Origin of the sequence: Siminovitchia sp. FSL W7-1587, from assembly GCF_037963795.1 — a bacterium.
Lineage (GTDB): Bacteria > Bacillota > Bacilli > Bacillales > Bacillaceae_C > Siminovitchia > Siminovitchia thermophila.
Genome location: NZ_CP150169.1, coordinates 3,077,408 through 3,104,354, shown reverse-complemented (window position 1 = coordinate 3,104,354; position 26,947 = coordinate 3,077,408). Strand labels below are relative to the sequence as shown.

26 protein-coding genes and 1 other annotated feature (1 of these 27 only partly in view) are annotated in these 26,947 nt (G+C 42.7%); of the genes, 7 read left to right on the top strand and 19 right to left on the bottom strand.

Annotated elements, in window-relative coordinates:
- Positions 1 to 73: 73 nt before the first annotated feature.
- A complete protein-coding gene (locus tag NST31_RS14485) occupies positions 74 to 1,576 on the bottom strand; it encodes a response regulator transcription factor (protein ID WP_339161567.1) in 1,503 nt (500 codons plus the stop codon).
- An 802-nt stretch (positions 1,577 to 2,378) separates the two neighbouring features.
- Here NST31_RS14485 and NST31_RS14480 point away from each other — a divergent pair.
- Both NST31_RS14480 and NST31_RS14475 read left to right on the top strand, forming a co-directional pair.
- Positions 2,379 to 3,605, top strand: a complete 1,227-nt coding sequence (locus NST31_RS14480) for an immunoglobulin-like domain-containing protein (protein WP_339161564.1) — start codon at positions 2,379 to 2,381, stop codon at positions 3,603 to 3,605.
- 210 nt (positions 3,606 to 3,815) lie between these two features.
- Entirely contained in the window at positions 3,816 to 6,314 is a 2,499-nt protein-coding gene (locus tag NST31_RS14475; RefSeq protein WP_339161562.1) for a YhgE/Pip domain-containing protein, read from the top strand.
- A 658-nt stretch (positions 6,315 to 6,972) separates the two neighbouring features.
- On the opposite strand, the gene NST31_RS14470 is transcribed toward NST31_RS14475, so the two are convergent.
- Positions 6,973 to 7,653, bottom strand: coding sequence for a response regulator transcription factor (locus tag NST31_RS14470; RefSeq protein ID WP_077109936.1), 681 nt, complete (start codon positions 7,651 to 7,653; stop codon positions 6,973 to 6,975).
- A gap of 29 nt (positions 7,654 to 7,682) precedes the next feature.
- Positions 7,683 to 8,825 carry a sensor histidine kinase gene (locus NST31_RS14465; RefSeq protein ID WP_339161560.1) on the bottom strand — a complete coding sequence of 381 codons (1,143 nt, stop codon included), beginning with the start codon at positions 8,823 to 8,825 and terminating at the stop codon, positions 7,683 to 7,685.
- Positions 8,826 to 8,983: 158 nt separating this feature from the next.
- Here NST31_RS14465 and NST31_RS14460 point away from each other — a divergent pair, with 158 nt between their 5' ends.
- Positions 8,984 to 9,619 (top strand): YigZ family protein, encoded by a 636-nt coding sequence (locus tag NST31_RS14460; RefSeq protein ID WP_339161557.1) that lies wholly within the window; start codon positions 8,984 to 8,986, stop codon positions 9,617 to 9,619.
- 78 nt (positions 9,620 to 9,697) lie between these two features.
- Here the strand turns inward: NST31_RS14460 and NST31_RS14455 are convergent, their stop codons facing one another.
- Entirely contained in the window at positions 9,698 to 10,582 is an 885-nt protein-coding gene (locus tag NST31_RS14455; RefSeq protein WP_339161555.1) for an ROK family protein, read from the bottom strand.
- Positions 10,583 to 10,717: 135 nt separating this feature from the next.
- On the opposite strand from NST31_RS14455, the gene NST31_RS14450 reads away from it, so the two are divergent.
- On the top strand, positions 10,718 to 11,896 hold the full coding sequence (locus NST31_RS14450) for a M14 family metallopeptidase (protein ID WP_339161552.1): 1,179 nt from the start codon (positions 10,718 to 10,720) through the stop codon (positions 11,894 to 11,896).
- Here the strand turns inward: NST31_RS14450 and NST31_RS14445 are convergent.
- Positions 11,867 to 12,274 carry a VanZ family protein gene (locus NST31_RS14445; RefSeq protein WP_077109931.1) on the bottom strand — a complete coding sequence of 136 codons (408 nt, stop codon included), beginning with the start codon at positions 12,272 to 12,274 and terminating at the stop codon, positions 11,867 to 11,869. The two genes, NST31_RS14450 and NST31_RS14445, sit on opposite strands and share 30 nt — an antisense overlap.
- Before the next feature lie 165 nt (positions 12,275 to 12,439).
- Entirely contained in the window at positions 12,440 to 13,366 is a 927-nt protein-coding gene (locus tag NST31_RS14440; RefSeq protein ID WP_339161548.1) for a LytR family transcriptional regulator, read from the bottom strand.
- Between the two features lie 176 nt (positions 13,367 to 13,542).
- Here NST31_RS14440 and NST31_RS14435 point away from each other — a divergent pair, with 176 nt between their 5' ends.
- Positions 13,543 to 14,001, top strand: coding sequence for a low molecular weight protein-tyrosine-phosphatase (locus NST31_RS14435; RefSeq protein ID WP_339161546.1), 459 nt, complete (start codon positions 13,543 to 13,545; stop codon positions 13,999 to 14,001).
- Positions 14,002 to 14,134: 133 nt separating this feature from the next.
- Here NST31_RS14435 and NST31_RS14430 read toward each other — a convergent pair whose 3' ends face one another.
- The 5 genes from NST31_RS14430 to NST31_RS14410 form a co-directional block, all read right to left on the bottom strand.
- Positions 14,135 to 14,617, bottom strand: a complete 483-nt coding sequence (locus NST31_RS14430; RefSeq protein ID WP_339161542.1) for a general stress protein — start codon at positions 14,615 to 14,617, stop codon at positions 14,135 to 14,137.
- 345 nt (positions 14,618 to 14,962) lie between these two features.
- Positions 14,963 to 15,523 (bottom strand): hypothetical protein, encoded by a 561-nt coding sequence (locus NST31_RS14425; RefSeq protein ID WP_339161539.1) that lies wholly within the window; start codon positions 15,521 to 15,523, stop codon positions 14,963 to 14,965.
- A gap of 277 nt (positions 15,524 to 15,800) precedes the next feature.
- Entirely contained in the window at positions 15,801 to 16,466 is a 666-nt protein-coding gene (locus tag NST31_RS14420) for an MBL fold metallo-hydrolase (RefSeq protein WP_205178855.1), read from the bottom strand.
- The gene (locus NST31_RS14415; protein ID WP_077109925.1) at positions 16,463 to 17,104 is read right to left on the bottom strand and encodes a TetR/AcrR family transcriptional regulator; all 642 of its coding nucleotides are present in this window, start codon (positions 17,102 to 17,104) and stop codon (positions 16,463 to 16,465) included. Before NST31_RS14415 ends, NST31_RS14420 begins: the two co-directional genes overlap by 4 nt.
- A gap of 238 nt (positions 17,105 to 17,342) precedes the next feature.
- Positions 17,343 to 18,008, bottom strand: a complete 666-nt coding sequence (locus NST31_RS14410) for an SOS response-associated peptidase (protein ID WP_077109924.1) — start codon at positions 18,006 to 18,008, stop codon at positions 17,343 to 17,345.
- 125 nt (positions 18,009 to 18,133) lie between these two features.
- Here NST31_RS14410 and NST31_RS14405 point away from each other — a divergent pair, with 125 nt between their 5' ends.
- Together NST31_RS14405 and NST31_RS14400 are read left to right on the top strand one after the other, a co-directional pair.
- The gene (locus tag NST31_RS14405) at positions 18,134 to 18,742 is read left to right on the top strand and encodes an NAD(P)H-binding protein (protein ID WP_077109923.1); all 609 of its coding nucleotides are present in this window, start codon (positions 18,134 to 18,136) and stop codon (positions 18,740 to 18,742) included.
- 131 nt (positions 18,743 to 18,873) lie between these two features.
- Positions 18,874 to 19,989 carry a KamA family radical SAM protein gene (locus NST31_RS14400; RefSeq protein WP_077109922.1) on the top strand — a complete coding sequence of 372 codons (1,116 nt, stop codon included), beginning with the start codon at positions 18,874 to 18,876 and terminating at the stop codon, positions 19,987 to 19,989.
- 47 nt (positions 19,990 to 20,036) lie between these two features.
- Here NST31_RS14400 and NST31_RS14395 read toward each other — a convergent pair whose 3' ends face one another.
- The 8 genes from NST31_RS14395 to trpD form a co-directional block, all read right to left on the bottom strand.
- Entirely contained in the window at positions 20,037 to 20,402 is a 366-nt protein-coding gene (locus NST31_RS14395) for a DUF2512 family protein (protein ID WP_077109921.1), read from the bottom strand.
- A 154-nt stretch (positions 20,403 to 20,556) separates the two neighbouring features.
- Positions 20,557 to 21,399, bottom strand: coding sequence for a metallophosphoesterase (locus NST31_RS14390; RefSeq protein ID WP_339165565.1), 843 nt, complete (start codon positions 21,397 to 21,399; stop codon positions 20,557 to 20,559).
- 493 nt (positions 21,400 to 21,892) lie between these two features.
- Positions 21,893 to 22,174: a hypothetical protein gene (locus NST31_RS14385; protein WP_083717279.1), complete on the bottom strand. Its 282-nt coding sequence runs from the start codon at positions 22,172 to 22,174 to the stop codon at positions 21,893 to 21,895.
- 67 nt (positions 22,175 to 22,241) lie between these two features.
- Complete coding sequence (gene trpA / locus NST31_RS14380; RefSeq protein WP_339161531.1) at positions 22,242 to 23,045, bottom strand: tryptophan synthase subunit alpha; 804 nt, start codon at positions 23,043 to 23,045, stop codon at positions 22,242 to 22,244.
- Positions 23,038 to 24,243, bottom strand: a complete 1,206-nt coding sequence (gene trpB / locus NST31_RS14375) for a tryptophan synthase subunit beta (RefSeq protein WP_339161528.1) — start codon at positions 24,241 to 24,243, stop codon at positions 23,038 to 23,040. The genes trpA and trpB overlap by 8 nt, the downstream gene beginning before the upstream one ends.
- Entirely contained in the window at positions 24,221 to 24,853 is a 633-nt protein-coding gene (locus tag NST31_RS14370; protein ID WP_339161526.1) for a phosphoribosylanthranilate isomerase, read from the bottom strand. The genes trpB and NST31_RS14370 overlap by 23 nt, the downstream gene beginning before the upstream one ends.
- On the bottom strand, positions 24,854 to 25,642 hold the full coding sequence (gene trpC / locus NST31_RS14365; RefSeq protein WP_339161523.1) for an indole-3-glycerol phosphate synthase TrpC: 789 nt from the start codon (positions 25,640 to 25,642) through the stop codon (positions 24,854 to 24,856).
- Positions 25,643 to 26,668 carry an anthranilate phosphoribosyltransferase gene (gene trpD, locus NST31_RS14360; RefSeq protein ID WP_339165563.1) on the bottom strand — a complete coding sequence of 342 codons (1,026 nt, stop codon included), beginning with the start codon at positions 26,666 to 26,668 and terminating at the stop codon, positions 25,643 to 25,645. It abuts the gene before it with no gap.
- Between the two features lie 64 nt (positions 26,669 to 26,732).
- Positions 26,733 to 26,947 (bottom strand) — a binding site (T-box leader) (it continues 34 nt past the right edge of the window).

The following is a 26,947-nucleotide window of genomic DNA, read 5'->3' as shown; positions in this document are numbered from 1 at the left end:
ACTTCAGTCGGGGTAAAAAGGAGAAAATCTCGTAACGCTCCTTTTTACCTGTTTTATTTTTCCATAAGACTTTTTAAATAATTCCATGTCTGATAGCATAGGCCACCGCTTCAGTTCGATTTTTTGCTTTCATTTTTTGCATAATTTTCGTAATATAATCCCTCACCGTATATTCACTTAAGTGTAGCCTGTCGGCAGCACTGCTTGTCGATTCCCCTTCCGCCATTAATGTCAACACTTCAATTTCTCTCAATGATAAATGAAGGGATTGATTTAAATAATTAATGTTATTTTTAAATTTTCCGATAATTTCCCCCGCGCTTTGTCCGAACTTGATCAATGCCGTATACGTATCTTGTGACATAGTGAAATGTTTATTGGCACCTTGATCCAAAATAGCCGCCCCGATTAATTCCTGATTAGAAGCTTTAAAAATGGGTGCCACCACTACCGTCTTTAATTGGAATTGATGAATATACCTAATGGGAAAACTAGCTTTGGCCTCGGGAATATAAAGCGGTTGTAAAAACTTTATTCCATTTCCAAGCAACCGTAATAGCTCTAAACCATTATGAATGAGCGGAAAATTACGTACATCTTCCGTAATCTTTTGAATTGCTTTTATATCGAAGCGATGACCGGATAACCCGATCCCAATTTCATCATTTGGGGAATAGGAAAAAATGCCGCAACGCTCAAACGGTAAATAATCGGTAAATCCTTTTGTGACCAATTCCAATGCCTCTTTAAACGATTTTGCCTGCATAATGGACTCATAAAACATCATAACAGAATCCTTCCAACGCTGTTCTTGCCGGGCTATGTTTAAAATTGTTTTACTGCTTTGAAAAAGGTGCAAGGCATGGTGAATAAAAGGAGCAATATGCCCCGTGCTGTTTTTTTCCGTACACAATAATAAAGTGACATTTTCAAAAGGAATCGTCATCACATTTTTATCATTAGAATGAGTGATATATCTCAACAGCTGTTCCGTTACATCAAATATATTTTCTGCTGCGATATGAACATGCGCATGCAGTAAACATTGGTATTGATTGAACCATTTTTCCACGTAAAACACATTGTCTCTTCTTCCGACAACAGCAATCCATTCAATTGGCAGTTGCTCAGAAGCAACAAGATGTTCTAAAAAAGTATCAAGTGTAAATAAGTGCTCAAGTTTTTCTGTCAAAATATGTTCGCTGATCTTCGTAAATACATATTGGATTGCTTGATGATCATTATAGTGATTATCCTTGTTTACTTTAGCGGCTTGATGAACTGAATTTTCTAATAACGATATCATGAATTTGTTCAATGGATTATTGCCTATTTCTTTGTTCCATTCAGCCCTCAATTGATTCATGATTGTCTCTTTGTTGTATTGATGATTAAAAAGGATGTCCGAGAAAATTTTAACGGATATTGCTGTAGTGCTGGCCACTTTTTTACCAGTATGTTGAAAATAGTGTTGGATTTGCTCCCAATGATGTTGTATCGCTTTTTCATTGTTGCGAATGATGTCTAATCCATGATGAAATAAGGAGTCTAGATAATGGTCCAAAGTCAATGTCATGAAACATGCTCCCCTTCCTTTTCATCAATTCATCCCAAGATTCATGAAGCTTTTAGCCGTCCGTACTCCCCTTTATAGCTATAAGGTAACAAAAAATTACAAGAAAAGCTGAATGAAACTTCCAACTTGGGATCTTCATCCCCCCTCCCTCGATAGAATGAACTTCATTTTGCTTTTTCCTTGAACTGCGATCAGCTATTTAAAAACAGATATATCCCTTATAATGTGAAACTTCATTCAGTAGGGCTCCTATTGAATGTTAGTTGAACCAATCGGGCATTTTGGTGCCGTTTTCTCACACTTAGACCTTTTGTATCTACTCAGGTCTGAAAGCGGTGTATATGGCACCTTACATGCGGGATGAATGAAGGCTTGTATTTATCGCAAGGTCGTTATTGACCGTATAAAAATAGGGTATAACCGAATCAATTTGATGAAAATACGATATTTTTAGGAATTGGTGAAAAGGTGTAAAAATCTTAAAGTAGTAGTACAGCTTTCGTACAACAGATTACTTAATACATCTCTGTACTATAACTGCTTTCATACTAACAGAAAATGAAAAGGTTTACAACGCTGTTTTATGAAGTCGGGGGAGTGTGATACGTGACTTATTAATAAAGTGAAACTTCATTCAGTAGGGCTCCTACTGAATGTTAGTTGAACCAATCGGGCATTTAGGGGCCGTTTTATCCCACTTAAAACCTTTTGTATCTACTCATCAAGTCTTGAAGTGGGAGGCTTACGGCACCTTACATGCGGGATAAAGAAGAAACAAACGAAGAAGAAGGAGGAGATAATCATGAGCAAAATCGCAAAAAAGCTCACTATTATGATCTTAAGTATTATTTGCGTATTTTTCTATAGCGGTGGAATGATCGCCGCACATGCACAACAAGCAACAAAATCGTTCAATTACGTATGTGTCGCAAAAACGTCCATTGCCGGAGACATTCTTATTGATATGAAGGTTACCCCTACTGTAACTGTCCCGGATACGGTGAATCCAAATCAGCAGTTTTCTGTTTCTGATATTGAAACAGCTATTGAAGTGGATGTGACTGGGAGCTTAGCACCATTAAAGGGGTTAATTAATCCTTTTAATGGTCATGTACAGCAATTTCATTTGCAAGCAGCAAATGAGACAGTGAATGTAGTCGGAGCAGAAGGAGTTGCCATCCCGGAAACTCCGTTTGACAACGACGCGCCTTTTATTCCGTTCCGGATAAGTGCCAATGATGCAAGTTATACTGCGGGCAATGAGGATATAGATATCCATGTAGGTGAAATAAAAGCAGAAATTCATGCCAAGTTAGGGACAACACCAGTTAATTTGCCTGTTACTTGTACGCCGCCTGAAGATACGCTGCTTACGACCGTGAAAGTAGAAGAAACAGAGGCAGAAGTCGATCATGAAGCACCGGTTATTACGTTAAACGGCGACAACCCAATGACTTTAAAAGTTGGTGAAACGTACAACGAGCCAGGGGCAACTGCGAAAGATAATGTTGATGGAGATCTCAGCGAACAAATTCAGATTTCGGGAGAAGTAAATACTCAAAAAGCCGGTAAATATAACGTTACATATTCAGTGACAGATAAAGCTGGAAATAAAGGGACAGCTACTCGGACTGTTTATGTTGAAGAAGCCGCAGATCCAGGAGATGGTGAAAAACCTGGGGATGGCGATAAACCAGGAGGTGGTGAAAGGCCGGATGACGGTGATAAGCCCGGAGGTGGTGAAAAGCCGGGTGATGGTGAAAAACCAGGAGACGGGCAAAAGCCGGGTGATGGTGAAAAGCCGGGTGACGGGCAAAAGCCTGGCAATGATAACAAGCCGGGTGAGCAAAATGGTACAAATGTAGGGGCAGGGAATAACAACAATGATCCTCCAAAGCTAGGAGGTACTAGTAAAGGCGGAGTTCTCCCGAATACAGCAACGAATATTCCACTCTCCTTATTAACGGGCGCAAGCCTTATTGCATTAGGTGGCTCTTTCCATTTTTTAAGAAAGTATATCTTCAATTAAATGATTGAGGATAGGCAGTGAAAATCTCATGATTTTCATTGCCTTTTTTAACAAAGCAAATGGAAAACTGTTTTTTCCAACAGATCATCATTCTTACCTTATTGAACTTTCCATTTTTTCCACTCGTGTCGTTTGAACTTCAGCACTTGAATGTTATCCATTACCTCTTAATAGGAAAAGACAGCAAGACAACTTAAAGGAGGATATTTCATGGAAAAAGCGGGTTATATTTCCGCAGAGATGAGACGTATTTTTAAAAATAAATACGTACTTCTATCTGTCTGCTTGGCGCTCCTCGTTCCACTTGTATATGCGATGATCATGTTATCTCCAAAATGGGGGCCATACGATAACACGGATAATTTGCCAGTAGCTGTTGTTAATAATGATCAAGGCGCTATTTCAGATGGCCAAAGAATTAACATCGGCGAAAGCTTAATTGCCAGCTTAGAAGAAAATGAGTCATTGGGTTGGGATTTTGTCTCACCTGAAGAGGCTAAGAGCGGTATGGAAAAGCTGGAATATTATATGACGATTGAAGTACCTGAAGATTTTTCAAAAAAGGCATTGACTGTCCTTGATGACGAACCGATAAAGCCAGAATTAAAATATACACAAAACGAAGGGCTGCACTTCATGGCCGCCCAGGTGACGAATAAAGCTGCTGAAACATTAAAAACACAGTTGTCTACACAAATTACCGCGACATATGTAGAAAATGTCGTATCACAACTGAAAGAAGTGGCAAGCGGATTTACTGAAGCTGCAGATGGCGCCAAACAAATCAATGATGGGACTGGACAATTAAAAGATGGATCTGAACAAATCCTTGATTCCTTGAATGAAAAGTCGTCCGATATAGGACGTTTAGCAGATGGCGCTAAACAGTTGGCAGACGGGACACGGACGATGCGAGAATCTTTAATATCCAAGCAAGGGGACATAACAAGACTTGCTAACGGTTCACAAGAATTAAACATTGGAACCGGCACCTTGTTATATAATTTACAAAATAAAGTAAATGATATTGCCAGATTAGCAGATGGCGCCAGACAAGTAAATGATGGGACTGGACAATTATTAAGTGCCTTAAATGAAAAGTCATCTGACATTAACCGCCTTTCAACTGGATCTTCTCAACTAGCGGAGGGCGCAGGTGAACTTCATTCCGGTTCAACTCAATTACTAAAAGGCGCCCAACAAGCAAAAGACGGGACTGCACAGCTTAAAAGCGGGCTGAGCGAAAAAGTTCTTCCCGGAAGTGAACAATTAGCTGCAGGAGTTCAACAGGCGCAAGCGGGTGTTAATGAAACAATTGAATCAATGCAAAATTTACGGGCAGCTCTTGAACAACTGCCTAACAGTGTGGATGGACTGGAAGAAAATGTTCTATATAAACTCATCATGGGACAATTAAACGAAGGTTTAAAAACAGTTCCTCAAAAACAAAAAGATTTTCAAAGACTGGTAGATGGAGCTAATGAATTACGAGATGGGCTTAAAAATGAGCTAAATCCTGGGGTAACCGCTTTAGACAATGGCCTTTCCCGGCTTGTAGAGGGACAACAACAATTACAGAATGGGGCAAGCCAGTTAGCTCAAGGCTCAAAAGAAGTGGCTGCCGGCAATCAATCGGTAGCAGCCGGGTGGAAAGAATTACAAACAAACGTTGCTAAATTACATGACGGAACAAAACAAGTGAGTGACGGTAATGCCACTGTAAAAAGTGGTTGGAATGAGCTTACAAATGGAGCGGCGCAACTGCATGATGGTTCTTCACAAATTCGTGACGGCAACAATGCGGTCGAAAGTGGATGGCAAGAACTATCCTCTGGTGCTACAAGACTACATGATGGTTCTAGTCAAGTGAGTGAAGGAAATCAAACAGTGAAGGCAGGCTGGGCAACATTAACAGATGGTGTCTCACAAGTAGACGGAGGTCTGGAACAACTATCTGATGGAAGTGAAGAATTGCAGGCAGGTCTAGAAGGAGGCGCTGAGCGAACGAGCAGTATCAATCCAGAAGAAGAGAATATTGCGATGTTTGCTGAGCCTGTTGTGTTAGACGGTGAAGTCATTAATAGTTTTCCATTTTATCGTGATGCCAACGCACCGTATATTTTAACATTGGCACTGTACGTTGGAGTTTTAGTGATGTCGTTTGCTGTTCAGTATCGAAAACCAGTTACAATGCCTCCATCAGCCACATCATGGTTTACCGGGAAAATAGCAAAATTATCTATGCTTGCTACCGCCCAAGCATTAATCATCTCTTTGTACACGCTATTCATATTAAAACTAGATGTACAAAGCGGTATTTCCTTCGTTTTATTCTCGATTATGGCAAGCCTGACTTTCTTAATGATTGTATTATTCCTAGTAGGTTTAGCGGGGAACATTGGCAGATTTCTTGCTTTGGCATTTGTTGTTCTACAATTATCTACGACTGGTTCAGCATTACCGGTTGATATGCTTCCAGAAGGATTACGTAATCTAAGTGTCTTTTTACCATTTACGTATTCCATTAATAGTTATCGGAATATTATTACATTAGGAAGCACGTCCGAGATGTGGGGAAATATAAGCGTATTATTCGTTTATTTTGCTGTATTTGCCATATTGTCATTTGTTGTCTTTAAGTTCAAGTATCGCTCATTGCCAGAACGGGCTGACTTTAACAACGAGGAAATAAGTGAATCGGTCCATTAAGATTTCAAAGTTGCTCCCATCATGTCTGATGGAGCAACTTTTCTATTACCTAGGAAATGACATCTGTTTCTATCTAAGAAAACTCTTTTGAAAAGTAGCTTTGTCTACCATGCAGATAACTGCCCTCCCGCTCTTTACTGGTAATCCGCAGGGTTTTTTGTGATTTACGCAATCGCCTCTCTTGCGTCATTCCATATCAATTCGACGATAGCCGTAATTCCCAAGGACAACCGCAAGCAGCCATCCGGGTTCCGGCCCGAAACCGCGCTACAGAGTTGTACACGATGCTCCCTCTCCATCAGGACTTACTTGCGACAATAACGCATGTGTCCATATACAAGCTGGCAATGTTGTACGTCAACACCAGAACCGTTTTGGTGTAAACCAGTCCAGAAATCGACGCTTAAAGCCCTCTATCAAAGTACGATACTCACTTTTTACTGAAAAAAAAGAAGTTTCGAATCTAAGGAGAGAACGTCCGGATAAGGAGTATTGTAAAGTGGATGCAAAATCTCGGGAGAGGATTGATCATATATGGTTGTTCTTCTCCAACAGGAATCAGGAGCAAAACGCAGTTAGCGCTTTGCCCCGACTTTATTGTGGGGGTACGCTTCCGCGTCCCGACGCTTTCAGCAATTTGTGTTGCCAATAAAGCTCTTTATCTTACTTCAACCCAGCCATTTTTAATAGCGGTAATAACTGCTTGGGTACGGTCATTCACATTCATTTTTTGCAAAATATTGCTGACATGGTTTTTAACCGTTTTTTCACTGATAAACAGCGTTTCACCAATGCTGCGGTTGCTTTTACCGTCGGCGAGAAGCTGCAATACTTCACATTCGCGGCTCGTTAACAGGTGAAGCGGAACTCTGACTTCAGGCTGCTGGTAGCCTGTACCTTTATTTTGTTCGTTTGCTAAACGTCTATATTCCCTAATTAGTTTATGGGTTACTTTCGGGTGGATGTAACATCCACCGCCTGCTACGACCTTAATTGCTTCAATGAGTTCATCTGAATCCATTTCTTTCAACATATAGCCGGCAGCTCCGGTTTTCAATGCGTGTGTTACATACGCCTCTTCATCGTGAATGGAAAGGATGATCGCCTTGGCTTCGGGATATGCTTCCATTAATTGTTTTGTCGCTTCTATGCCATTTGTGTTTTTCATATTGATATCCAATAAAACGACATCAGGTGAATATTCCTCAACAATTTCCACAGCTTCACAGCCATCTTCCCCTTCAGCCACAACTGAAAAAGTTTTTTCGAATTCTAAAATTCTTTTAACGCCTTCACGAAATAATTCATGGTCATCAATAATGGCAATTCTTGTTTGCATCGTCCTTCCTCCTTTATTCATAATCATTTTTATAAGGGCAATGGTATTTTAATCGTAATAATGGTTCCGGCCCCCGGCTTGGAGTGAACCGAAAGGTGTCCATCCAAAATGTCCACCCGTTCTCTCATCCCGATCATGCCAAACCTTCCGCTTTTTGTCTCACTTATGTCAAAGCCGATTCCATCGTCTTTTATTGTGACATACACTTTGCTGCTTTGGATTTCCACCTTTACTTGGATTGTTTCTGCTTTGGCATGTTTAAGCGCGTTATGTACCGATTCTTGGATGAGCCGAAACAGGGCAACCTCATATTTCGGTGGAAGTCGAATATCTTTTCCCAAATAGACAAATTCAATATATGTTCCTTTATGATAATCTTCGACTGTCGTTAAATATTTGTTCAGAGTCGGAATCAACCCAAGATCATCAAGCGCCATCGGCCTTAAATCGTAAATGATGCGGCGCACCTCATAAAGCGCTGTCCGGATCATTTCTTTTAAACTGCGAATTTCTTGGAGTGACTGTTCCGGACCCTGTTGTTTATGCATTTTTTCCGCCAAATCCGAACGGATGAGAACATTTGCCAGCAGCTGCGCGGGACCGTCATGCATTTCCCGGGACAAGCGTTTCCGTTCCTCCTCTTGGGCTTCGATGATCCTAAGTCCAAATTCCTGCTTTAACTTGGCATCCTCCAACGCTTCTCCCATTTCCTTTATATCACTTACAAGGTAGTTCGATACGATCGTAATCTGGGAAACGAGTGTTTCCGCGCGATGAATTGTTTCCTGCAAAGTAATGAGCCTTCTCTCCAAGTCATCTCTTCGCATTCTGAGCTGCTTTTCAAGTTGGCGATTGATTGTTAATTTTGTCTGCAATTCATGGGCATACTCATAAGCCTCGCGAATCTGTTCCTCGGAAAATTCCTTGAAGTTCTTGCTTACATCGGATAGGCGCCTCCTTGCCAGTTTGGCCTTAACCTCCAATGAATCTCCGGTTTGGATAACTTCTTTAACTTCGTCCTTTATTTCCTGGAGCTCTTTTATGATGTGATCGTGATCACGGCGGCATTGCTCCCCGATTTGAAAAATTTCATCTTTACTCCTGTCGACCGTCTCAATCATCTGTTCTACGATTTTGTCCAGCGCTTTCGGGTTTACCTTTTTCAGTGCCATAATACTCCTTGAAGGCTCCCCCTTTCGAAATGAATTACTGGTAAAATTAGGATTTGGTTATACGTCTCCCATTCTACATAGTCATTATATCATGTATAATTTCTTTAGAACACGACATGTCATTTGGGAAAAAAAGAGTTTTTAGGAGGAACGTACCGATGCTTCCACGTTATTTAACAGTCAAAACAGCAGGATCACACGAAATCATCATACAAAAATCCAGATTTATTGCCCATGTAAATCGAGCGGAAACAGAGGAGGATGCACAGGCTTTTATACAGTCCATCAAAAAAGAACATTGGAATGCCACCCATAATTGTTCTGCCTATTTGATCGGTGAAAATGACCTGATCCAAAAGGCAAATGATGATGGGGAACCGAGCGGCACAGCCGGAATACCGATGCTGGAAGTTTTAAAAAAGCGCGGGTTAAAGGATACTGTCGTTGTCGTAACAAGGTATTTCGGCGGTATTAAACTGGGGGCGGGTGGACTCATCCGGGCCTATGGCCGCGCGGCTTCGGAAGGGATCGACGCCGTTGGGATCGTCGAGCGAAGATTAATGAATGTAATGAAAATCGGTATTGATTATTCATGGCTCGGCAAACTGGAAAACGAGCTCAGAAACCAAAAATTTCTGGTGAAAAACATTCATTATTCAGACCAGGTAGAGATCGATGTGTATGTGGAAAGTGAAGGAACCGGGCAATTTTCCGACCTGATTACTGAACTTACAAACGGCCAGGCTGATGTCTCTGACGGACCCCAAGAATATTTGGAAGTCGATGTGAATTAATTTATAAGACTTTAGGATGAAAGACATCTTACTTTTTTATTAGGGAAAATTCTCCTCATTTTTTCGTTTTCTAAAAATTTATTTTTGTTTTTCATAGGCTTTCTTTTTCTCTAAAATTTGTTTTGCCATGAGGAGAGCTCCCGTAACCCCTGCATCATCTCCGAGCTGCGGCGGCACAATATAATGCACCAACTTGTCAGGAAGAGGAACAAAGCCTTCAAGTTTCTCTTTGACAAGGGAATGAATTTGAGGAAATAAATGCTTTTGTTTCATCACGCCTCCCCCCATAATAATTTTTTCCGGGGATAGAATAAGGATATACTGGACGAGCGCTTCGGCGAGGTAATAAGCTTCCATTTCCCATGCTTTCTCATGATGAAGCATGTCCGCTTTTACTCCCCAACGCCCTTCAATAGCAGGCCCGGCAGCAAGCCCCTCGATGCAGTCCCGGTGATACGGGCAAAAGCCTTCATAAGAATCTTCCGGATGACGGCGAACGGAAATATGCCCCATTTCCGGATGTGATAACCCCCGCAACAGCTTTCCATCAACAACCGCCCCGGCGCCGATTCCTGTCCCTACGGTGATGTATAAACAGCTATTGTGTCCCTTGGCAGCACCATAAGCCCACTCTCCCAAAGCGGCACCGTCCACGTCGGTGATAAAATGAATTGGCACATGAAAGGCATTTTCCATCGTCTGGACAAACGGGAAGTTGATCCATCCGGGTTTGGGTGTCGATTTTATGTATCCATAGGTCGGACTTTCCTTATTGATATCAATCGGCCCGAATGAGGCTATTCCAATCGCTTGTATGGGAAATTCTCGAAAAAACGCAATCACCTCAGGGATTGTCCGCTCGGGGATGTCTGTATTAATTTGAATCCGCTCAACCAATCGTCCGTCCTTTTGCCCAACAGCACAAACAAATTTGGTCCCTCCTGCCTCAATGGCTCCAAGCATCTCTTTTCACCTTTCTTGCAATCTACTGTTCTTTTTCCAATCATACATTGTTTTCCGTTTGAAATCAGCATGTATCTGTGTTTTACACATACACCTATATATGATAAAACGTTTTTCAAACGGGGAGGGACAGCCGTGGAAATCCGGGTCCGACCAGGCGATACACTTATGAATTACAGCCAATTGTTTTCGATCCCGCTTATGTTAATCATTGATTCCAATCCCGAAATAGCAAAGTCGAATATTCTTCAAACAGGACAGAGGGTGACAATCCCCGGATTTACGACAGAGAGTTATACGACTCAAAGCGGGGATACGTTTGGGAAAATTGCCCACGCCCAACGATTACACATCAAAGCCCTGAAACGATTAAATCAAGATGTTGATTCGGATCAGTTGCAAGCCGGGCAAAAAATAGTAGTTCCCAAAAAAACGGCGCCGTTGGAGATCAGTCCGGAAAGTTATGATTTCAAAAAGCTGGACCGTCATGTCGATCAACTCACTAAGATTTTTCCATTCATGAACAAAACTACTGTTGGAAAAAGCCATCTTGGTCATCCATTGCATATTTTGAAAGTTGGAAAAGGGAAAAAGGTGCAAATCAATGCAGCGTTTCACGCCAATGAGTGGATTACAAGCGCGGTATTGATGAAATTTTTACACGAGTATATGATTGCTTTGATAAACAATGAAACAATCAGGGGAATTCCAGCGCTTGACATGTACACACATACCGAATTACATGCTGTTCCTATGGTGAATCCCGATGGAGTGAATATGGTTTTAAATGGTCCTCCGGGTGATTGGGCGTCGGAGGTTGTGTCGTTAAACCGGGGAAGCGCCGACTTCTCCGGCTGGAAAGCGAACATACGAGGAGTTGATTTAAACAAGCAATTTCCGGCAAAGTGGGAGTTGGAAAAAAAGCGCAAGCCCCAAAAGCCGGGACCCCGTGATTTTCCTGGTTTTTTCCCCATTTCAGAACCGGAATCAAAAGCGATGGCGGCGCTCGCCCGCAAGGAAAACTATGATATTCTGCTTGCCCTTCATACACAAGGCAAAGAAATCTATTGGGGATATGACGGACTTGAACCGCCTGAATCTGAAGTCCTTGCTCGGGATTTTGCCCGGATAAGCGGTTATAAGTCTGTGCGCTACATTGACAACTATACTGGTTACAAAGATTGGTTTATACAGGAGTTTCGGAAACCAGGTTTTACGATTGAGCTTGGTTTGGGTCACAACCCGCTTCCCATCGAACAATTTGATGAAATATACGATGATATGTTAGGCATTTTTGTCCGAGCGCTTTCTTAAAGCGGAAACCAACCCCAAAGCAAGAAGAGCCCCCAGGGAATCAATCCCGACATCCAAAATGGAGGCAGTCCGATCAGGCACATATAGTTGATGCAGTTCATCACTTGCCGCATATATGGTGGTGAATAACCAAGCCAGCAAAAACCTTTTTTTGCGCAGCCCGTGATAAAAAAGGATGGCCAGTAATCCAAATGCGGTTAGGTGAACAAATTTCCGAAATAAAAGATTTAGTACTGATGCTTGTTCAGGCGTGAGGTGCAAAAATCGTTCAAAAAATATGAGCGTGTTCCCACCGGTCGAAGAAGGTGATCCGGTTGCGGTAAAAATGGCAACACACCATCCGATTGCCGCCAATAGCCATAAGTGCCTTTTCTCCATTATTAGACTCCTTTTTTTAAACATGAAAAAAAGCTGGGACATAAGTTGAAAACGAATGGATATTCGTCCAAATCGTGAAAATAAAACCGCGTGAAATCAAAGGTTTACATTTGATTTCATGCGGCTTATTCATTTTTATAGGTTTTTGTCCCGGCCTCTTTCAAGCTATATATTCAATTGTTCCTTTAGAATGCTTTGAATTCTCTCCCTCTCATCTTGGGAGACAATATAATAATAGATGTTGTCTATCCTTTGTCCTTGTCCATCGATCTGGTTTTGTTCGATGTTGTGGCGGGCGCTCTTATAATTTTTTTGTATTTCGACCATTTCATTGAAAGACATATTAGTTTCGACATTTTTTCCGAGGGCTTTCAGAACATCATCATATTTCCATAATGCGGAAATGTTCGCTCCCTTATTGATGACTCCCTGAATAACCTGGCGCTGGCGCATTTGTCTCCCAAAATCTCCCCTCGGGTCATTTTTACGCATTCTGGAATAGGCAAGAGCATCCGCTCCATTTAGGGAGATTTCCCCTTTGGGAAAATGTTTCTTTTCATAGGAGAATTCAAGATCATTGTTTACATTGATTCCGCCTACCGAATCCACAATTTCTTTGAATCCATCCATGTTCATTTTGATATAATAATCAATCGGAATATCAAGGAATTTTTCCACCGTATTCATGGACATTTCGATCCCGCCAAAAGCATAGGCGTGGTTAATTTTATCATTAATCCCTTTACCGACGATTTCTACACGTGTATCGCGGGGTATACTAAGCATTTCGATCGACTTTTTTTCCGGATTTACCGCCATGACGATAATCGTGTCCGACCGGCCGCGATCCCCTGCCCGCTCATCAACTCCAAGCATCAACACTGAAAAGGGTTCTTTTTTGCCTAGCTCCAAGTCGGAGGAACGCGGCACTTCCGGATTTCGCTCAACAGGTTTATGTATGGAATTGGCTGTTTTGTTCAAATTATGATAAATGGAATAACCGTAGCCGACAAGACCCACAACTAGGACCAGCAGCACGATCAAAACGATTTTTAGCGCTTTTCGTTTCTTTTTTGGTTTATATCTCGACATTGAATACTTTCTCCTCTTGGATATGTTCATTCCTTTTTGAAAAACAATCTACCAATCTTATTATAAAGAACTTATAAAACAAATCAATACAAAATTCGACGGTTCCAACGTTTTTCAATTTTCTTTATTTATGATACCATAACATATAAATCGAAAGAAATAATGGGAGACTGATCATGGTAAAGGTGTTATTTGTTTGTTTGGGAAACATTTGCCGCTCCCCAATGGCGGAAGCGATTATGAAAGACTTGGTGGAAAAAGAAGGACTGAAGGATCAAATATTGGTAGATTCAGCCGGAACCGGCTCATGGCACATCGGAGAGCCGCCTCATCAAGGAACGAAAAGAAAACTAGAAGAATATGGAATTAAAACAGAAGGGCTTGTCGCCAGACAATTTTCAAAGGAAGACCTCGAGACATTTGACTATATTATCGGAATGGATCGATCCAATATCGAAAACATTTATCAAATAACGGGAGAGCCGGAACACCCAAAAGTTATGCGGTTGCTCGATTTAACCCATTTTAAAAAAGATGTGCCTGATCCGTATTACACTGGTGATTTTCAAGAAACTTACGACTTGGTGAGTGAAGGCTGCCGTGTGTTGTTGGAAAAAATTAAACAACAACTTTAGCGCTGTTGTTTTAAAAGCTGAATCGCACATATTGAAACATGGCATATAGGGCCAATAGGGCGATTTTTTGACCCTATTGGCCCCCGCTTTTTTTAAAATCGGCTGGATTGTTCGTTGTCTGTATACGGTTGTTTTACGTAGAGCGCTTTTTATCTCCCCTAGCACCTTTTTGAACGATATTATGCTCCGCATGTGGAACTGCATCGGCTTCTGTGCGCAACTCAGCATCAACGTTTGGCACATCGTAAGGATTTATATATCCCGAATGGACACTGGTGCTGTACCTTTCCCCATATTCCTTATCGACATACAAAAAAATTCCTCCGTCATCAATTTCCTGATAATATCGCTCCATGTCAGGGCCCGATAGCTCCATGTTCTGCATCGCCTCTTTTACCGGCTCTTCACCAGTCATAAAACGAACGAAGCGGTCAAACCAATCCCCTCCGCCTGACCGGACATCTACGTTTGTCTGTCCGCGAAGCATGGAAATATCATGCTCTTCCCGAGCTACTGCGTATATATCACTGGGATCATAACCTTGTGCTTCCAGATCTTCTATTTTCCGAATGGCATCATGTTCAGATTGAAATACACCAATGGCTTTTTTGTCCATTTTAGTGAACGCCTCCTTTAACTCATGTGGGGTGACTACATATTTACCCGACTATTTTTTGTAAAAACATGGGAATTGGGCTGTATAAAAGTGGCGGCCCATGCAGATTGATAAATGTCCTTATGGTTTCCTTTGCTGTTCACCACTTTTTTGTGATATTTTTTACCAATAGCATTTTCACCTTTGGATTATTTTGTTAGTGACGCCCTTCATTGGCACATCCATGGGTGGAGGAAAGTATTTTAAACAAGGAAAAGATCCCGGACCTCCGGGATCTGAAATGTGGAAATAACTGTTGAGGATATATATGGTTGTGGGCATGCTTGTAGTTTTCGGAATAGGTGATTATGATTGCATACTCCTGATGATGTTATGCAACTTCATATCATGGCTGGCAACTTTTATGTTTAAATAGTCAATATCATATTTCACATTTTGTAGCTCTTTATTGACTACTTTAAAGACCGATTGGTGCTCGTCCAGCTTTGCATCGATCCTCTTAAAATGGCTGCGCATTTCACTCGTGAGATTGTCCACTTTTTTATCAATTATTCTCACTTCGGTTTTTACTTCCTGAAGTTCTGCATACATTTCTTTTTGATCGGTTTTTACTTCCTGAAGTTCTGCATACATTTCTTTTTGATCGGTTTTTACTTCCTGAAGTTCTGCATACATTTCTTTTTGATCGGCTTTGATGAGCTGAAGCTCTGCACGCATTTCTTTTTGATCGGTTTTTACTTCCTGAAGCTCTGCACGCATTTCTTTTTGATCGGCTTTTACTTCCTGAAGCTCTGCATACATTTCTTTTTGATCGGTTTTGATGAGCTGAAGCTCAGATTTTACCCCTTGAATTTCTCCCTCAACATTTTCCAATTTTGATAATATTAATTGCAGGCTTTCTTCCAATGTCTCACCCCTCCTTTCGTTCCATTGATTATACCATATTCTTTTGAATAATAACCTTTTACAACGTAAGATAGCTGATTATAAGGGAGCAAACATGTTGAGTACGGCGGCTTCTAAATGTTTAAGGAGCCAGCTTTCCGAATTACTCTTTGATCCAATAAAGCTTTAAGAGCAGCTGGTAAGCTGGCGGTACATAGTATTCATATATCAGGGCTCGGCTCCTTATAGCAATCGCGCTAAAAATTCCTGCCCTTATTCTTCACTCTTAAGTAAAACCTTAAAGGGTTTGGCGCAAATACTCTTCCAGTTGATCTGCCGGGTTGTGGACAGGATTTCCATGACATATTTCGAGATGGACGGGCTTTAGGCGGAAAAGAACTTTACTGCTCTCGACCGCTTCAGCCATGTCGGCCGTAAACATCGGCATCGGCCTGCGAAGCTTCCCTTTTTTGGAGGTGAATAAATCTCCCCCCAAAACGACACGGTCTCTTTCATGCCAATAGATAACATGTCCCGGGGAATGCCCTGGGGTAAAATAAGGCTGGAGTCCTCCAATCGGAAGCAGTTGCCCGGTTTCATCTGCAGGGAGAGGCTCGACAATTTCTTTTTCTAGGGAGACCGCGGCTTTTTTCCTACGCGGGTATGCGAGATCACCTTCCATGAAAGGAATTTCAATCGTATGTACGTATACGGGGACCGGAGTGGATGCCAGGATTCGTTTGACTGCTCCGACATGGTCAGAATGCCCGTGTGTGAGGACAATTCTTTTAAGCGGCCCCGCTCCAATTTGATCTACTGCCTTCAAAATACCTTTTGCCATTTGCGGAATTCCCGCATCAACGAGTGTAACTCCATCTTCCTCCACAACGAGCCAGACATGGATGGGAATGAATACCCACGATTTGAGGCTCCAAATATGCTCGGAAATCCGGCTCATTTTCATATTGTTCCCTCTTCTCTATTCAACTTTTTCTTAAAGCCAGCCAAAAGCACATCAACCATATCGTCAAAAGTGGAGCCGAGCCGCTCCCGCAGCTGTTCGTACGACTCTTCGGAATGCGCATAGGTTCCAACGATTCCATAAAGGGCAAAATAGTAAATCCGACTAAAAGTCAAGAGCCTGTTGTCATGTTGCTGAAGCTCAAGACAGCCCTGCAACGCAGCCATCATACTCGCAAAAAGCTTGTTACGCGTCCGGTTTATGTCCAACTCCGGTTCAGCTTCATCGACTCTACCCGCTCTTTCCGTAAAAAGAATGGTGAACATATTTCGCTTTAAGAGGCAAAAGCGAATGAACTCACGGCTTAAGCCGCGCAGCTTTTCTTCGAGAGATAATTTTTCCTCAGATAAAATTGTTTCAAACTGCCGCTCCAGTTGATTGAGGGCCGGCATCGAGAGATCGTGGAGGAGTCCTTCCTTATCCTTAAAATAAAGATAAATGGTCGTATGCGAGCAGCCGGCTTCCTTGGCAATCTCACGGATGGTCACCGACTCAAATCCGTGGGCGGCAAACAATTTGCCAGCTGCCTCCAAAATCGCTTTTTTTGTTTCTTCTGCACGAAGATCGTGTTTTTTGAACATGAATGAATCAGCATCCTTCCACCTTGATAACCAATGGTTACTAACCAGCGGTTATAATATAACCTGCCGATCACTCGCTGTCAACAAAAAACGCCAAAGACATATAAAGATTGGAAAAAGAGACCGCTATTTGTGTCCATTTTCTACAAACCCGCTGCTGTTCAAAATGCGGATAAGAATGCGCTTATTCGATACGAGCTTCATTTTCATGAAAAAACCCGGCTCACGGCCAGGCTTCCTATAATGATTGAATGATTTCCTTTTGATCATTTTTCGGGCTGTTCACTAAAGTAGAAACCGGATACGATTCCATATCTTCTGCGCTGTATGGTAGAAGCAACTGTTTAAGTTTTGCCGAATCTTCAATTGTGCGATCCAACCATATTTGCTCTGCTTTTTTCGTCAAAATGACTGGCATCCGGTTATGAACTTCTCGTACAAGTGTATTCGCTTCCGTGGTAATGATCGTACACGAATGAATGACTTTGTCTCCCTCTTCCCAGCGATCCCAAAGTCCCGCAAAGGCAAAAGGCAGTTTTGTTTTTAAGTGAAACCGGTAAGGCTGCTTCTTGTCCCCGTCTCTTTTCCATTCATAAAACCCATCTGCTGGTATCAGGCAGCGCCTTCTCGTTAATAATCGCTTAAAGCTTGGCTTGTGGTCGACGGTTTCCATGCGGGCATTGATCATTTTATTGCCGATTTTCGGGTCTGTTGCCCACGTAGGCACCAGTCCCCATTTTAGAAATCCTGCCCGGTTGCCCTTCTCGTCCCGGATGATGGCCAAAACTTGTTGGCTCGGCGCGATATTGTAGCGTTCAACCCATTCAAGTTGCTCGGAATTCGCCAGTTGGAAGCGCTCCGTCACTACATCCTGTTTGGAAAACAAACTGTATCGTCCACACATGCCGCATTCTCTCCTTTTTCATCCATTATAACAAGAAGCCGCTTTCATGAAACACGATCGGTTTATAAAACTTTCATTAAGGAAATACATACATAAAAGAAGAATTGGGAAAGGAGCGAAAGTCGATGAACATTTTGCTTGTTAGCGATTGTCGGCATCCGGGACGCTGCCTGTTTGAATTTTTATCCAAACATACCGACCATGATGTCAAAATGGAAACGTGGAAAACAGGCCCCATGATAACGGAGAACCAGGATGAGGAGCACTTGTCCAACGTGATGAAAGGGACAGATGTGGTTATCTTTTCTAGTGGTTGTGACGAACAAGCATATGAGCAAGCCCCCCATTCATCCGTCTTAAAACATATAAAAACGCTTATTAAAATGGCAAGCCGCATCAAAGTTCCCCGCTTCATTTTATTGAGCGCCCTGGGAGCTGACGACCCCCAAGGACCCGCTGAGGATTATTTGTATCATAAACGAGAAGCGGAAGATTACTTAAAAAACAGCGGACTTTCCTATACTATCATACGTCCCGGTCATTTGATCCACGGAGGCCCGTCCGGAAAAATCAACATGCAAGAAAATATGCAATGGATCGTCAACGTGGACATTTCCTGCGGAGATATCGCACTGGTGCTGAAATCTATCCTTGATTCCGGAAAGTTAATCAATAAGATTGTAGAGATCACTTCCGGTGAAAACAGCATAAAAAAAGCCATACATGGCATATAGGAAGGCCTCCTTTTTCCTTGGTCAATTTCATAACAAATTTTTGACAATTCGTCAGATAATTACTTTTTTCGAAATCTATAAAAAAGTTTATGTTATAGTAGTAATACTATATAAAAATGGGGTGATGAATATTGGCTTTGCCAAAGTACATTACGAAAATTGACCAAATCAAGCAGATTCCGGAAGAACAGCGCGAAAAATTGAAAGCAATTACAGAGAAATTTGTATTTCGCGTGAATGAGTACTATTTAGGTTTAATAGACTGGGATGATCCAAATGATCCGATTCGAAGATTGGTCATCCCTAGTGAAGGAGAATTAAAAGAGTACGGGCGCTGGGATGCTTCGGACGAAAATACAAACTATGTCGTACCGGGATGCCAGCACAAGTATACGACAACCGCTCTTTTGATCGTTTCCGAAGTATGCGGTGCTTATTGTCGTTACTGCTTTAGAAAACGTCTATTTAGAAATGACGTAAAAGAGGCATTGCTCGATGTTAGTCCGGGACTTGAGTATATCCGCCAGCATCCGGAAATTAACAACGTGCTTTTAACCGGGGGAGACCCGCTGATGCTCGGTACGAGAAGATTAAAATCGATCATCGAAAGTCTCAGAGAAATCGAGCATGTAAAAATCATCAGGCTTGGCTCAAAACTCCCTGTCTTTAATCCGATGCGGATTTATGAAGATGAAGAGCTATTAAAGGTGATCAAAGAAAATTCCACAACAGAAAACCGTATTTACGTTATGGCCCACATTAACCACCCCAGAGAAATCACTGCAGAAGCCCGCCGGGCCTTCCAGGCACTTCACGAAGCCGGTGCGATCGTCGTCAATCAAACCCCTGTACTGCGGGGGATCAACGATGACCCTGACGTATTGGCAGAACTCTTAGATAAACTTTCTTGGGCGGGAGTAACACCTTATTACTTTTTTGTAAACCGCCCTGTAGCCGGCAACAATGATTTTGTACTTTCCCTGAAGGAAGTATACGATATCGTTGAGAAAGCCAAGGCAAAAACTTCCGGACTCGGAAAAAGGGTTCGCCTTTCCATGAGTCACACAGCAGGAAAAGTGGAAATATTGGCGATCCAAGATGGAAAAGCCTACTTGAAATTTCATCAGTCACGCGACGGTGATTACGGTAAATTCATGGTCCTTGACTGTCCGGATGATGCTGCATGGTTTGACGATCTGCCCGGAAACGAAGCTTATTGGAAGCAACCTGATGAAGTCTTGATGTAAACAAAAAAGATATGAGCCTCCTTTTAACGGGGGATCATATCTTTTTCTCATCTTCCCAATTTCTCCTCTTTCGTGGCCCTTCCCGAACGAATGAGCCACATATGAACGAAAAATTCAATCGCCGTCAAGAAAAGGGCTACTACCATTGAACCAAAAAAAGTCACTTCGGCCCCAGCAAAAAAATAACTAAGAATGTAAATAGTAAGAGTAGATAAAACAAAGTCGCCTATGGTACTTAACCAAAAGGTACTGCGCGACAGAAGCGCCCATTCCAGCAAATGGCCGGCAACAGCAAGCGTTACCCCTATAACCACTGGCTGATACGCATAGAAATAATTGACATTCGTCAACATGGCGGCTGCTATGGAAAGCACGATCGGAGTGATGATCATTTTGATAATTAAATTTAACATGACAAAGGCCTCCTTTACTGTAAAAGGATGCCATATTAACGGATTTTTATTCAGTCAGTTTGTCATGATCAGAATTTCTTCACAAATGTTAAAACGATGAGAATTAAAAACTCTCAATGCGTCGGTAAACGGAGATTATCTTGGCATCGTTTCATTACCTGCTTTTCAGCTTTACAACGACAAGTTCTGGGCGGTTAAAGATTCTGAACGGAATGATGCTGTTCCCCAGTCCCCTGTTAACAACCATTGTGGTCATCCCGCGTTCATACTTGCCGGCCGTATATTTTGGAAACCAGCCTTGCCCCGGCGCAATCAAGCCACCAATAAACGGAAGGCGAATTTGTCCGCCATGTGCATGTCCTGTAAAAGCGAGATCAATTTCTTTTTTTACATAAACATCAAATACTTCGGGGCGATGAGAGAGTAAAATGCTATATGGCTGTCCCCTTATTCCGGTAAAAGCTTCCTCCAATGAGTCTGTCACCGCTTTGTCGGGATAATCCAAGCCTTTCATCAAAGGATCTTCAATGCCAGCAATGACGAGCTGCTCCCCATCAAACGTAAATGTTTTGGCGTCATTTGTCAGAACATGGACACCAAGTTTTTTCAGGGACGCATTGATTTTCTCCACCTGATTTACTGCCACTTCATGGTTTCCCGTTACATAATACACATCAGAAAGAGTTACTAGTTGCCGGACAAGGTCCAAGCTATTTTCTAAATCATAGCGATTGCTGTCAACGATGTCTCCTGTTATAAAAATTACATCTGGGTGGAGATTCTTCACTTTTTCTACCAATCTATTTTGTTTGTCACCAAAAGTGGCATCATGCAAGTCCGATAACTGGACAATCGTCAACCCGTCAAAAGGTTTTGGAACCCGCTCTGAATATATTTCATATGAAGATGTTTGCAGCCAATGATTGTTGAAATATAAAAAGAGCGATATAAAACAAAACAACAAAATGATACGAATCAATTTGCGCTTTTTACTCATCATTCGACATACCGTCATATTTTTGCAAAATCATACTGTCACCTCTAACGTTCAAAAGACTGCAATATGTCTATTTTAGTGTATGCGGTAAAAATGGACAATACCAAAAAAATTCAAGTATTTTGAATCCCCATGAACAGAGCAAAGGTGATGAACTGCTTATGATAAGTGATTTTACGTTTTTTCATTATCGGGACTATGACACGGACATGATGACGTTGTTTACAATGGCTTGCGTAATAGGGGCTTGCCTCGCAACCCGGAGATCTTGGGGTTTCGGTCTTAAAATGTTGACATTTTTATGGGTGCACTTGGATATTGCCGGAACAGCGACTTCGAGTTTCGGTCTTAAAATGTTGACATTTTTATGGCATTCTTCTTGTTAGGCCATCACAACTCGCACACATATTGGTTATATCCCTCATTGTCTGGTTCACAACACGCCCCTGACGCCACAATAAAAAACAGCCCCGGCCAGGGCTGTGTTGTACATTTATGGTTGCTGTTGTTCTTCGTTATAAAAGTGAACACCGTATTGAGATCCTTCCGATACCATTTTGGCGTCTTCCAAAGAATATTTATCCGGATGGCCCGCCTTTTCCACCAAGTTGACATCCTCTTCTTGGGCTCCCCGTAGTCTGATCACTTTATGTTTTATCTGCCTGACCTTCAGCATCGCTTTTTCACGATTTTCCCTGGAAGACAGATAGGCGCCAGCAAGACTTAGACCAAGACCTAGCAATACTAAGGAATTTATTTTTTTCGTTTGTCCCATAAGGAACTTCCTCCTTTTCGCATTTGTCTTGTCTTTACCCCATTTCCTTATCAATCAAGCCAAAATATTATAAATCGCTTAAAGTTTTTTCCTCTGAAAATCTCGAGGATTGCACAAGTGTCTTGATTTCCTCATGTTTCCCATCCGCCAGCAGTTGAACAATTTTACTTCCGACGATCACTCCGTCACAATGTTCTCCCAGCTCTTTTACATGCTCCGGATTGGAGACGCCAAAACCAGCAAGGACTGGAGTGGCAGAAAAAGACTTTAATGTTTTCAAATAGTCGGCTATCCCAGCTTCATAATCCGTTCTCGCGCCAGTTGTTCCTTTGACGGTCACGGCGTAAAGAAATCCTTCTGTTCTGCTGGCGATTTCGGCCATCCTGCCGCGAGGACTTGTTGGAGAAGCGAGACGAATCAAGGCTATATCATGTTCGGAAAGTGCGGGGGTCACGAGTTCTTCTTCCTCAAGCGGCACATCTGGAATAATGAGCCCGTCAACTCCCGCTTCCACACACATTTGGGCAAACTTTTCTATTCCATAGGAATAAATAAGATTGAAATAAGTCATGATCACGATCGGAACATGGCGATCCGCTTTTCCTTCCTTTAAAACGTCAAGTACCGCCTGCATCGTCGTTCCGCTTGCCAAAGCCCGGATTCCCGCCTCTTGAATAGTCGGTCCGTCCGCGACAGGGTCGGAAAAAGGAATGCCTAGTTCCACAATTGTAGCCCCGCATTTTTCTAAAAAAGTAATTTGTCCATGCAAATTGTCCAACCCTCCGTCCCCTGCCATTATATAAGGGACAAACGCTTTGTCTCCCCGTTCCAATACACGGGCTAATGCTTCATCAATCCGTTTTTTACCCATTCTCTTTTCCTCCCAACGCTGTTCTGACTGTATCTACATCTTTGTCGCCCCTGCCTGATAAGCAGATAACAATGATTTCATTGGGAGCCATTCTTTTGGCCAATTTGGCTCCAAATGCAACGGCATGGGAACTTTCGAGCGCAGGAATAATTCCCTCTGTTTTTGCCAACAACTGAAACGATTCAAGCGCTTCTTCATCCGTTGCGGAAGTGTATGTCACGCGCCCTGATTCGTTTAAATGGGAATGTTCCGGACCAACCCCAGGATAATCCAAACCCGCCGAGATAGAATGAGCCGGCAGGATTTGTCCCGCATCATCCTGAAGGAGATATGTCAATGTCCCGTGCAATACCCCCGCTTTTCCGCTAGTAAGGGTAGCTGAGTGCTTGCCTGTTTCGATCCCCGGACCAGCGGCTTCGACACCGTACATTTTCACATGCTTATCATTGATGAACGGATAAAACATTCCCATTGCGTTGCTTCCCCCGCCAACACAAGCCACAATTGCCTCCGGCAGCCTACCTTCTTGCCCAAGCAATTGCTGCTTCGTCTCTCTTCCAATCACACTTTGAAAATCACGGACAATTTGTGGAAACGGATGAGGACCGACAACCGAACCTAAAATATAATGAGTATCTTCTACATGCGCAACCCAGTAGCGAAGCGCTTCGTTAACCGCATCCTTCAATGTGCCGTTTCCTTGCGATACGCTTCTGACTTCCGCTCCGAGCAGCTCCATTCGGAATACGTTCAACTGTTGCCGCCGAATATCTTCTTCCCCCATAAAAACGATACATTCCAATCCGAGAAGGGCACATACCGTTGCTGTTGCGACACCGTGTTGTCCCGCTCCCGTTTCAGCTACAACCTTTTTCTTTCCCATTCTGAGTGTAAGAAGGGCCTGGCCGATTGTGTTATTAATTTTATGGGCTCCAGTATGATTTAGATCTTCCCGTTTCAAATAAATTTTGGCTCCGCCAAGCTGTTTTGATAGGTTCTCCGCATAATAAAGCGGGGTTTCCCTCCCGATGTATTGTTTTAGATAATAGGCCATTTGCCTTTCAAATTCGGGGTCTTCAATTGCTTTAGCGTATTCTTCTTCCAGTTCAAGCACGGCCGTCATCAACGTTTCTGGCACAAACCGACCGCCAAACTCGCCGTATTTTCCTCTATGATCAGGTAATGTGTACACGGACATCCTTCTCTCTCCCTTTTACCGCTTTAATAAACGCAGCAATCTTTTTTACATCTTTTTTTCCGTTCGTTTCTACACCGCTTGATACGTCGACCATTGCGGGACGAACGGTTCGAATGGCATCATGGACATTTATCTCATTCAGTCCCCCGGCAAGGATGATTTTTTCGTTTGGAATATCCCTGTCTTGAAGGAGATGCCAATCAAAGGTTTTACCGCTCCCCCCGTGATACTGTACTCCGGGGCTGTCAAATAAAAAATAGTCGCAGTTATATTGGGACATTTTTTCGATAACGCTTTTTTCCCGGATGGCCAAGGCTTTAATGACCGGAACTCCAAGACTTTTACAAAACTCCGGTGATTCGTCACCGTGCAGTTGCACGTAGTCCAAGCTCACCATTTCTTTGATATCGCGTATGACCTCGGCCTTTTCATTTACAAAAACGCCTGTTATCTTTACATTGTCCGAGAGCAATTGAACAATTTCTTTTGCCTTTTCCGGACTGATTCTTCGCGAACTTTCCGCAAATACGAAACCGATCATATCAGCACCAGAACGGGAAGCCGCTATAGCAGCGTCTTCTGTTGTAATTCCGCAAATTTTGACTCGCAATCAGCGCACCGCCCTCAACAGGGGAATTTTCAAATCAGACATTGTACCCGCAATATCTTCTGCTTTCATCAATGTTTCACCGACTAGAACAGCACTTGCACCAGCTTCTTTTACAAAAGTAGCATCTTCTTTCGTTTGTAACCCACTTTCACTGACAATGACAACATTTTCGTTTTTAACGAGGGCGGCCACTCGCTCCGTCACCGCCAAATCGACATGAAAAGTTTTCAAATCCCGATTATTGATGCCAACGATATTGGCTCCGATTCTTAAAGCCGTTTCAGCTTCCCGCTCGTTGTGGACTTCAAACAATACATCTAACTGCATTAATTGCGCATAATCATAAAGGTCTTTAAGCTGTTTTTCCCTTAAAGCTGCGGCGATAAGCAAAATAACGCTTGCTCCGTGGTCAACCGCGGCATCAATCTGCACTCGGTCGATGATAAAATCTTTGCACAATAAAGGCAGTTCAGGCAAAGCAGCGGAGACAGCAGCCAAATCAGCCATCGACCCTTTAAAAAATTGGCGGTCGGTTAGAACAGAAATCGCACTTGCTCCTGCCTCTTCGTATTTTTGGGCCTGCCTGATTGGATCGACATCTTGCTTAATATCTCCTTTAGAAGGCGACGCCCTTTTCACCTCGGCAATGACACTCATCGTGTCTGCATTACGAATGCTGTTAAACAGCGATTTTCTTCTTTGGGGCTTTACTTGGCAGGAAGTATAAATCGTTTTTAACTCACGCACCTCAATGTCTTTTTGGGCTATAATCCGGTCAAGAATCGTCATTCATACCACTCCCCGTTTCATTCGTTCATTCTTTCTTATTAAAAATTCCAGTTTGGACAATGCTGCGCCTGAATCAATACTTTCTTTCGCACATTGAATTCCCGCCTGAATGGTGTCAACTTTGCCGTTCGCAAATATGCCGACACCGGCATTTAACAGCACTGTGTCGCGGAACGGACCTTGATCCCCTCTTAAAATGCTCATCATAATCCTGGCATTTCGTTCCGCGTCCCCGCCTGTGATCTCTTCAATGGAATATGTCGGCAAACCCACTTCATCCGGGTGGAGCGTAATGGAGTTCAGCTCGCCTTCATTCAAAATGACGAGATGATTTTCTCCAGCAAGCGACAATTCGTCCATATGCCCCGCACCGTTTACAATGACAGCTCTTTTCCTTCCAAGGCGTTTTAACACTTCACCCATAATCTGTAACTTATCGCGGCGGTAAATGCCGACAAGCTGGGTATCAAGCTCAATCGGATTGGTCAGCGGTCCAATTAAATTGAAAATAGTTGGCACGCGTAAATCTTTTCTTACTTTCATTACTCTTTTCATGGCTGGATGAACGTAAGGAGCGAACAAGAAGGCAATTCCGTTTTCCTCTAGCAGCTCTTGCGTTTCTTCTGGAGTATTTTCCAAGTAAACACCGAGATACTCTAGTACATCTGCGCTTCCGGTTTGGCTAGAGATATTGCGATTTCCATGCTTTGCCACTTTAATCCCGGCACCGGCTATCACGAATGCAGACGCAGTGCTAATATTAAAGCTTTTGGACCCATCCCCGCCTGTTCCGCAATTATCCATCACACTTCCTCTCGTCTTTTTGATGGGAAGGGACCTTTCCCGAATCGCCTGAACAAGCCCCGCGATTTCATCAGCCGTTTCACCTTTTAAAGCAAGCAGTCCCAATAACGCGCCCGCTTCGCTGTCCGTCGCCTCTCCAGAACATAATATTCTTGCCGCAGCCGTCATTTCATCCACGCTTAAATGATTTCCCGCCATCAGCTTTTGCAAATAAGTTTGCATCATCATTCCTCCCATCTCATTTTTCATAAAAAAAAGCCCTCCATAAATACACAAAAGTGCATTTATAGAGGGCGAATGTATCGCGGTGCCACCTCATTTTGGAAATAAAAAATTTCCTTCTCTTTCGGGTACAGAATCGTCTTCAACCATTCGATACCCTATCCCGTTAACGGAGGAAACCGTGCTTTCCTACTCTGACTTCAGAAAGCCTCTCATAAGGCCATTCCACAAGGCGATTCGTGCCGGTTTCCCACCATCACCAGCTCTCTGATTCGAATG